Source organism: Ornithinimicrobium sp., from assembly GCF_030537745.1.
Lineage (GTDB): Bacteria > Actinomycetota > Actinomycetes > Actinomycetales > Dermatophilaceae > Ornithinicoccus.
In genome coordinates this window covers 1-2,091 of record NZ_JAUNVI010000125.1, presented here as the reverse complement: position 1 = coordinate 2,091, position 2,091 = coordinate 1, and the positions used below count along the sequence as shown (strand labels likewise).

Annotated in this window: 2 protein-coding genes; one reads left to right on the top strand and one right to left on the bottom strand. The window is 65.9% G+C overall.

The features are described from left to right. Positions 1–135: 135 nt before the first annotated feature. Positions 136–582: a ribose-5-phosphate isomerase gene (locus Q4P07_RS14265; RefSeq protein WP_303375577.1), complete on the bottom strand. Its 447-nt coding sequence runs from the start codon at positions 580–582 to the stop codon at positions 136–138. A gap of 61 nt (positions 583–643) precedes the next feature. Between Q4P07_RS14265 and eis the strand changes: the two genes are divergently transcribed. Then, entirely contained in the window at positions 644–1,873 is a 1,230-nt protein-coding gene (gene eis, locus Q4P07_RS14260; protein WP_303375576.1) for an enhanced intracellular survival protein Eis, read from the top strand. The last annotated feature ends 218 nt before the right edge of the window (positions 1,874–2,091 follow it).

Sequence of the window (2,091 nt, the reverse complement as noted above, 5' to 3'; positions counted from 1 at the left end):
TCGAGGCCGGCTACCTCATCGTGGACCTCTCCAACGAGGAGTTCGACGACGAGCCGCGCCACTCGGGCGACACCATCATGCGGGGCGAGCTCCGGGCCTGACGCCGCCGTCGTTGGCGTCAGCGCCCGCGGCTCGTCAGCTCTGGGACTCCCGCTCCGTGATCTGGTCGATGCGGCGCTGGTGACGCTCGTCACCGGAGAACGGTGTGTTGATGAAGACATCCACCATCTCCCACGCGTTCTCAAGCGACTGCATCCGGCCACCGAGTGAAATGATGTTCGCGTCATTGTGCTCGCGTGCCAGCCGCGCCAACTCGCTGTTGTAGGCAAGCGCGGCACGAATGCCCCTGACCTTGTTGGCTGCGATCTGCTCGCCGTTGCCGGAGCCTCCCAGCACGATGCCGATGCCGTTCTCTTCCGCGACGGCCTCAGCGCACGGAATGATGAAGACCGGGTAATCGTCCACCGCGTCGTAGGTGTCAGCCCCGTGGTCCACCACGTCGTGACCCGCTCTGGTCAGTTGCTCGACGAGGTAGTTCTTCAGTTCGAACGCGGCATGGTCAGTGGCAATGTGAACTCGCATGGCCCCACTATTCCACGCTCCATCAGGCGCCGGGCACGTCGTGTTCCGTTAGTCTCGACCAATGCACCGCGTAGAGACGATCCCGCTTGCCGACAGCCTGACTCCCGAGCTGCGCGCCTACGCCAGAGCCATCCGCGACGGGTTCTACGAATCGCCGATGTCCGAAGAAGGTCTCAAGATCTGGCACGAGTTGCTGCTGAAGGACCACACGCGCCTGCGCGTGGTGCGCGACACGCAGAGGCCGTTCGGAAAGGCCGACGAGCCAGTGGCCACGTTCGCGTCCTGGGATGGCACGCTCAACCCGGGCCGGGGACTCGCTCCCACCAACTTCATCACCGACGTCACGGTGCAGGCGTCGCACAGGCGCCGCGGGCTGATGAAGGCCCTCATGATCAGTGACCTCCTCGAGGCCAAGGCGCGCGGCGACGTGTTCGCGGTCCTGACCGCCACCGATGCCCGTCTCTACGGACGCTTCGGGTTCGGAGTCACCGCCACTGCGCGCCGCCTCGACATCGAGTCCGGCCCCAAGTTCCAGATCCGCACGGAAGCCGTCGGGCACTCGGTCTTCGCCGATCCGGAGTCCATCAGCGATCTGCGCCGCGAACTGTTCGAGCGCTTCCACGCCAGTCAGTTCTGGTCGGTGGGTCGCGCCGCCCATTACTGGGTGGCCAGCTACGACCTGAGCAAGCAGGCACCCGTCTCCCACCGCGCCGCGGTCCACTTCGACGAGGACGGTGAACCAGACGCAACGGTGGTCTTCTCCGTGGAGGACGAGCACCTGAACATCGTCGACCTCGTCGGTCTCACGGCTGGCGCCGAGATCGAGTTGTTGAGGCTGCTGGGGCATGGCGAACGGCACGAGAAGATCATCTGGCCCATGTGCCACGACGCCCGCCATCCACTGACCTGGGCGCTCATCGACCCCCGGGTGGTGCGCACCAAGCACGAGTACGACACCGTGTGGGTGCGCGTCCTCGATGCGGAACGAGCCATCGAACTCCGCGCCTTCGACCACGACGGGGCAGTCACGCTCCAGATCCTGGACAAGCAGGGTTTCTGCGACGGCACCTGGCAGGTCGACGTCGTGGACGGGCAGGCGACGGCGACACCCGTGACGCGCGATGCCGACGTGGTCATCCAGGCCGACGCCTTCTCCTCGCTGCTGTCCGGGCTGCAGGGCGCCGTCGAACTCGCCGTGGCCGGGGTGGCCTCCGGCTCACCGGAGGCGCTGGAGCGCACCAGTCGCTTGTTCGCGACGGTGCGGCCACCGGTCGCGGCGTCGATCTTCTGAGTGCGTGGGGGACCTGATCGAGCAGCCACCAGTTCCCCGGCGATCGAGTAACCACAAATTCCCCGGTGATCGAGTAGCCGACCGCGACGAAGGAGCGTCGGCATGTCGAGATCCCAGACGGCCACACAGCAGCTTTCGACACGCCGCTGCTCGTCCTAGTTAGCCCGGTGATCGAGTAGCCGACCGCGACGAAGGAGCGTCGGCATGTCGAGATCCCA